The sequence below is a fragment of the Actinomyces sp. HMSC065F11 genome (assembly GCF_001813085.1).
GTDB lineage: Bacteria > Actinomycetota > Actinomycetes > Actinomycetales > Actinomycetaceae > Gleimia > Gleimia europaea.
In genome coordinates this window covers 43,053-49,688 of record NZ_KV811483.1, presented here as the reverse complement: position 1 = coordinate 49,688, position 6,636 = coordinate 43,053, and the positions used below count along the sequence as shown (strand labels likewise).

At 53.7% G+C, this 6,636-nt stretch carries 6 protein-coding genes; all 6 read left to right on the top strand.

Translation table 11 applies throughout. The features are described from left to right. Positions 1 to 54 precede the first annotated feature (54 nt). The gene (locus HMPREF2891_RS07335; protein ID WP_315940659.1) at positions 55 to 1,842 is read left to right on the top strand and encodes an alpha-galactosidase; all 1,788 of its coding nucleotides are present in this window, start codon (positions 55 to 57) and stop codon (positions 1,840 to 1,842) included. 32 nt (positions 1,843 to 1,874) lie between these two features. Then, positions 1,875 to 3,146: an ABC transporter substrate-binding protein gene (locus HMPREF2891_RS07330; RefSeq protein ID WP_070618330.1), complete on the top strand. Its 1,272-nt coding sequence runs from the start codon at positions 1,875 to 1,877 to the stop codon at positions 3,144 to 3,146. A gap of 68 nt (positions 3,147 to 3,214) precedes the next feature. Beyond that, positions 3,215 to 4,117, top strand: a complete 903-nt coding sequence (locus HMPREF2891_RS07325; RefSeq protein ID WP_070618333.1) for a carbohydrate ABC transporter permease — start codon at positions 3,215 to 3,217, stop codon at positions 4,115 to 4,117. Continuing rightward, the gene (locus tag HMPREF2891_RS07320; protein ID WP_052038770.1) at positions 4,117 to 4,950 is read left to right on the top strand and encodes a carbohydrate ABC transporter permease; all 834 of its coding nucleotides are present in this window, start codon (positions 4,117 to 4,119) and stop codon (positions 4,948 to 4,950) included. The genes HMPREF2891_RS07325 and HMPREF2891_RS07320 overlap by 1 nt, the downstream gene beginning before the upstream one ends. Positions 4,951 to 4,971: 21 nt before the next feature. Continuing rightward, complete coding sequence (locus HMPREF2891_RS07315) at positions 4,972 to 5,994, top strand: LacI family DNA-binding transcriptional regulator (protein ID WP_070664738.1); 1,023 nt, start codon at positions 4,972 to 4,974, stop codon at positions 5,992 to 5,994. Beyond that, positions 5,994 to 6,632, top strand: a complete 639-nt coding sequence (locus HMPREF2891_RS07310; RefSeq protein WP_070664736.1) for a sugar O-acetyltransferase — start codon at positions 5,994 to 5,996, stop codon at positions 6,630 to 6,632. The genes HMPREF2891_RS07315 and HMPREF2891_RS07310 overlap by 1 nt, the downstream gene beginning before the upstream one ends. The last annotated feature ends 4 nt before the right edge of the window (positions 6,633 to 6,636 follow it).

Sequence of the window (6,636 nt, the reverse complement as noted above, 5' to 3'; positions counted from 1 at the left end):
CCCTACTATTAAACTGTCTAACTTTCAGGGGACAATTCATTCGAACAGGGCCCACTGCGTATCCGCGCGGAGCTAACCAACCTCTCTGAGTCCGATTACCACTTGGAAGAGCTGGGCATCTCACTTAACTTGCCGCTGGAAGCTAATGAAATCTTCGATACCACCGGAAGGTGGGGCAAGGAACGCGTGGCTCAAAGCCGCCCCGTAGTTCTAGGCTGTGACCTGCGCGAAGGACGCCACGGACGCACCGGCTTTGACGCTCCTGGCTTCACTTTCGTTGGCCCGAAGGGCTTCTCGTTCCGCCAAGGCGAAGTTTGGGGCCTGCACACCGCGTGGTCTGGCAACCACCGCACCTGGGTGGAAAAGTCAATCGCCGGCCAGCAGGTCATTGCAGGTTCGGAAGTGCTTATGCCCGGTGAAGTTACGCTGGGCAAGGACGAAACGTACTCGACTCCTTGGTTCTACGCTGTGCACGGTTACGGTCTAGACGACGCTGCCCAGCAGGTACACCGCTGGTTCCGCAGCCGCAAGAATCACCCAAAGACTGAGCGTCCCGTAACCCTTAACGTATGGGAAGCGGTCTACTTCAACCATGATCTTCCGAAGCTCCAGAAGCTCGCTCAAAAGGCTGCCGAAATTGGCGTAGAGCGCTTCGTCCTCGACGACGGCTGGTTCCTCGGCCGCCGCGATGACTTTAAGGGGCTCGGCGACTGGTACGTGGATGAAGATGTTTGGCCAGATGGACTATCGCCATTGGTTGACATGGTGCACAACCTCGGTATGCAGTTCGGGCTCTGGTTTGAGCCGGAAATGATCAACGAAGATTCCAACCTGGCCCGTAAGCACCCGGACTGGATCATGGCCGCGCAGGGAAGCACCGATGCAAAAGACCTACCGCTACAGTGGCGCCATCAACAGGTTCTCAACATCGCAATCCCGGAAGCGTTTGAGTATGTTAAAGACCGCGTCGTGTCGCTAGTACGCGAGTATTCGATCGACTACATCAAGTGGGATCACAACCGTGACCTGATCGAAGCGGGTAACACTCAGCTTGGCGGACGCGCTGGCGTATCTGCTCAAACACACGCTGTTTACCGCCTGTTTGACGAGATCAAGGCAGAATGTCCCGGCCTCGAAATTGAAAGCTGTTCTTCTGGAGGTGGCCGCGTAGATCTAGAGGTCTTGCAGCACACCGATCGATTCTGGGTATCGGACTGCATCGATCCGGTTGAGCGCCAAGAGATGACCCGCTGGTACAACCAGGTGTCACCGCCGGAGCTCATGGGCACGCACGTGGCATCAACTGAATCGCACACCACTGGGCGCCACTCCACTATGGCCATGCGCGGTGGCACCGCTCTTTGGGGCCATTTTGGAATCGAGTGGGACATTCTTGAAGCCACTGACAGCGAGATGTCCGACCTGAAGGATTGGATCGCGTTCTACAAGTTGAACCGTGACTTCCTCCACTCTTCGGACATTGTTCGTTGCGAAACACCCGATGAAACGATTTGGCTACACGGAGTAGTTACGAAAGATAAGTCTCGCGCGCTATTCCAAATGGTTACGCGAGGACGCTCCGCTATCTCTCCGCGCGGAAGGCTACGCTTTAGCGGATTGGATGATTCGCGTACCTACACTATTCGTCCGGTAATCGTTGGCAGTGAGCCCTCAGGGTTGGTGCCGCCACTGTGGTTTGGCGAACTTAGCCAACCCGCTGAAGATGGCCGGCGCTACTTTGATGGAATCACCACCACCGGTTCCATTCTCCAAAATTCTGGTGTGCAGACACCCCGTCTACACACTGACCAGACGCTACTTTTCGAAATAGTCGAAAAGTAGGAAACCAATAAAGACGAAGGAGTCTTTTCACGATGAGAAAAGGGAAAATTTTCGTTGCAACCGTAGCAGCGTCAGCACTGGCACTCGGCCTAGCTGGCTGTTCAGGAGGCTCTGGCTCTGACGCAGGCGGTAGCGCTGACGGCGGATCCATTGACGTGTTCATGAACATGCCTACCGGTTCGCCTCAGGAAGCCAAGATCAAGGAGCTGACCGCAAAGTTTGAGAGCGAAACGAATTCAAAGGTAAATCTCACCATCGCGTCCTCTTCGTTCGAAGATGACATGAAGGTCAAGATGGCTTCGGATTCAGTGCCAGACGTGTTTTCAACGCACGGCTGGTCTGTTAACCGCTACAGTCCCTACTTGCGCCCATTGAATGACCGGCCTTGGGCGGAGTACGTCAGCAAGGGCCTCGACAAGGTCATGTATGACGCTGACGGAAACATCTACGCCCTTCCTCTTGAGTACTCAACCACAGGACTCTTGGTCAACTACGAAATCCTCGACAAGGTAGGTGTTGACCCGGATTCGCTAAAGACCTGGGATGACGTCGACGCCGCCATGCAGAAGATCAAGGACGAGCTCAATATTTCCCCGATCACTGCATCCGGTAAAGAATCCAACGCAGGTGACATTGGCAACTACATTGCTTCTGGCGCATTTACGCCCGAGCAAAACGAAGCGTTTAAGAATGGCGATTTCAGCACTGAACTTTGGGCTCAGGGCGTAACTTCGCACGTTCAGAAGTGGCAGGAAAAGGGATTCTTCAACCCTGACTACGTGTCCGCGACGCTTGACGACATGTCGCGTCAGCTAGCTGACAACACCGCAGCTTTTGCGATCTCTTGGCCGTTCGTTCTTTCCACGGCTTACGAGTACAACCCGGATGCAAACCTTGGCTTCATGCCGATGCCCGGCGTTGACGGACCGTACATGGTTGGTGGCGAAGGCGTGAGCGCATTCGGCGTTTCCAAGACCAGCCAGAACGAAGAGCTTGCTTTGAAGTATGTTGACTTCCTTGCACAGCCAGAAAACGCAAAGCCATTCCTTGAGGCCATGGGCGCTTACGCTGGCCTAACCAACGTTGAAGTAGACCTGGGCAACCTGCAGCCGAGCTTCGACAAGTACGTTGCTCCCGGCGAGATTCCGACCATGCCGTTCTTCGACCGTCTCTACCTGCCTAACGGCATGTGGAACACCATTATTACCACCACTGATGGCGTGATCAATGGTCAAATGACAGCGGAAGTTGCTGCTCAGCAGATGGCAGACCAGTACCAGACGCTGTACTCACAGCAGAAGTAATTATCTGCTTAGAGGTGGGGTAAAATCGCCAGATTTTACCCCACCTCACTACCACGATTAGGTGAACCATGAGTGATACAAAAACAGCGGTGCGCAGATTCTTTAAAGGTTCTTCTGTGAACCTAATGTATGTTCCCGCTTTAACAATCTTCGCGATCTTCCTCGTATGGCCCGTACTCCAGGGCGCATACCTATCCACCACCAGTTGGGATGGATACTCTCCAACTCTTTCCAGTGCAGGATGGTCTAACTACGCGAGATTAGTACGCGATCCCAACTTTCTTGTGGCAGTGCGCAACACGTTCATTTACGGAATTGGAAGCACGATACTGCAGCAGATCATTGGTCTCTTTCTAGCAGTACTGCTAGAGCGTTCCGGCAAGATTTCCAACAGCGTGCGAGCCATTATCTACCTGCCGGTCCTCATCTCACCGGTCGTTATGGGCACCTTCTACTACCTCGTATTCCGGTTCCGCCAAGGCGCGTTGAACGGGATCCTGGAAGCGTTTGGTGGTCAGCCCGTCGCATACCTTGCAAACTCCAACTTTGCTATCGCCGTAATCGTATTCATCAACTCGTTCCAGTTCGTTGGCGTATCGATGATCATCTACCTATCCGGACTGCAGTCGATTCCAACAGAAGTTCACGAAGCCGCCCAACTTGACGGCGTTAACGGCTGGCAACAGTTCAAAGACATCACCTGGCCAATGCTCCACCCGGCATTCGCAGCTTCCGTTGTTATTAACCTAATCGGCGGACTCAAACTCTACGACATCATTAAGGTTCTAACCGATGGAGGTCCGGGCTTTGACACCAACTCCGTTTCAACGTTGATTGGACGCACCTACTTTGGCAGTCAGGCCGCCGGCTACGCAGCCGCGCAGGGCGTGGTGCTGTTCTTCATAATCGTTCTATTCACGGTTATTACAAACCGCTGGCTTGATAGGCGCGCTACGAGGGTGGGTCTGTGATGAGTGAAAATAAGAATTCTTTGAAAACTCCTAAGTTCATACTTTTCCTCCTGGTACTGGTCTGCCTTGTACAGTTAGTACCTTTCTACCTAGGCGTGGTTGCGTCCTTTAAAGGTTCGCGAGATCAAAGCTCTGCGTGGGCGATCCCATTTGGAGAATCCACATTTGAGAACTTTGTCATCGCCTGGGAGCGCGGACACGTAGGCCAAGCCATTTTAAACTCGGCCATTGTTACCATCCTGGCTACAGCCATCGTGGTAATTGTTGGCGCACTGGCCTCCTACCCGCTTGCGCGACGCCGGACAAAGTGGAATCAAACTATCCTCATGCTGACGCTTACCGTCATGATGATTCCCCCGCTGTCCATCCTTGTTCCCTTGATCCGTCTGCTCAAGAGCTTCGGCATGATGAACACCTACATGGGCCTAGTTTTGCCGCTGGCAGCTTTCGCTCTTCCCCAGGCGATCTTCCTGTACACGCAGTCTCTGCGCGGTATCACCGGAAGTTTGGAGGAAGCCGCGAAAATCGATGGAGCAGGAACGCTACGAACCTTCTTTTCTATCGTTTTGCCGCTACTAAAGCCCGTTACAATCACGGTGGTTATCCTTACCGGCACTAACGTTTGGAACGAGTTTGCGCTGAGTAGCTACATCATGACTACAAATGAGATGCGCACGTTGGCCCCCACTATCGCGTCCTTCTTCGGCGCGGCCGGATCCAACGTGAACGCAGCAATCGCCGGATCGTTCCTGGGTGTCATCCCCGTGCTAGTTGCATACCTGTTCTTGCAAAAGTACTTCATGAAGGGCATGCTCGCGGGCGCGGTGAAGTAATGATCTCAAGGTGGTGGCAACGTGCGGGCTGAACCAAAACGTCGGGTAACTCGAGATGAGGTGGCCGCTCGAGCCGGCGTCAGCTCCGCCGTTGTCAGCTACGTTGTAAACAACGGGCCTAGGCCCGTGGCTGAGAGCACCCGGCTCAGAGTGCTTGAAGCTATCCAAGAGCTTGGCTACCACCCCAGTGGCACGGCACGAGCACTACGGCTTGGAGCTAGACAGACGTGCGGCGTTGTTATTCCCAACGTAAAGCACCTGTTTAACTCCGCCGTTGTGCACAGACTGGACCAAGAACTGTCGCGCCACAACCTCTCCATGCTGCTTTCCAACACGCATAACGATCCCGAAACTGAAAAAACCGTTATCAGCGAAATGCTCTCTTGGGGAGTGGACGGTCTTATCGTTATGGTCTCAGCGCTCGACGACGATGACTGGCGCCACCAAAAACTTCCCGTTCCAGCAATTCTTTTGGACCGCCAGATTGGCCTGGAACACTTCACCACACTTGGCCCAGATTTTGCCGAGGGAGGCAGAATCGCTACCCAGCATCTGATCGACCATGGGCACGAACAGATCCTGGCAGTTCTCGGAGGTTTGTTCCCCGGCGATAACACTAGGCTGGCCGGCTACCAAAGGGCACTATCCGATGCGAGATTGCAGCCCCTCACTCCCATCATTACTTCGTGGTCATTAGAGGGCGGATATGAGGCCGGAAAGCAGTTCCTACAGCTAGACTCGCGCCCATCCGCCGTATTCTGTTTTTCTGACGCACTAGCTATTGGCTTCCAAAAAGCCGTAACAGAAGCTGGCGTGCGCGTCCCTCAAGACGTTGCCATCATGGGCTTCGATGGCACGGACACCGTTAAGTATGTTCAACCTCGAATCACCACTGTAAGACAGCCCATTAACGAAATGCTTACCACCGCAGTCGAGACCCTCGTTAAAGAGCCGTACGAGCCTTTACCTGAACACGTGATTTTCCCTGTTTCACTGGTGCCAGGAGAATCTTGCGGCTGCCCAAGAATAGAAGGAATAGACTAATGGCCACTTATTTTTCAGAAGAAGAAGTTCGCAGGCGCATTGAAGAGCGTGAGCTGTACTGCGATGCCTACGAGGGCTTGGAAGGACTCAAGAGTGAGCGGGACCGGGCTAAGCGCCTGGTTGCGCGCTTCAATCGAACAACTGTTGATGATGAGGCCCTACGTAAAGAACTCATTGCGGAACTGTTTGGGGAAAGCGCTTCAAATGCGTTCCTCGAGCCGCCTATTTCTGTTGCTTACGGGCACCGAACAACTTTTTCTGGCAACGCTTATGCCAATACAGGTTTGACGCTTGTAGACGACTATGAGATCAACATTGGCAAGAACGTTATGTTTGGTCCCAACGTGACTCTAACGTCCACTAACCACCCGATTCACCCTAAGTTGCGTGAGGATGGCACGCAGTTTTCTGCTCCCATCAACATTGAGGATGACGTGTGGATCGGTGCGCACGCTGTTGTGCTTCCCGGAATCACCATTGGCAAGGGCTCTATTGTGGGCGCCGGAGCCGTGGTGACCAAGAATGTGCCTCCAATGTGCGTTGTGGCTGGAGTTCCCGCAAAGATCATCAGGCGAATCACCGATGAAGACCTGGAGTGGGAGTACAGGGAGCCGGGAACTTTGGAGTTCGACGACTAGCCCC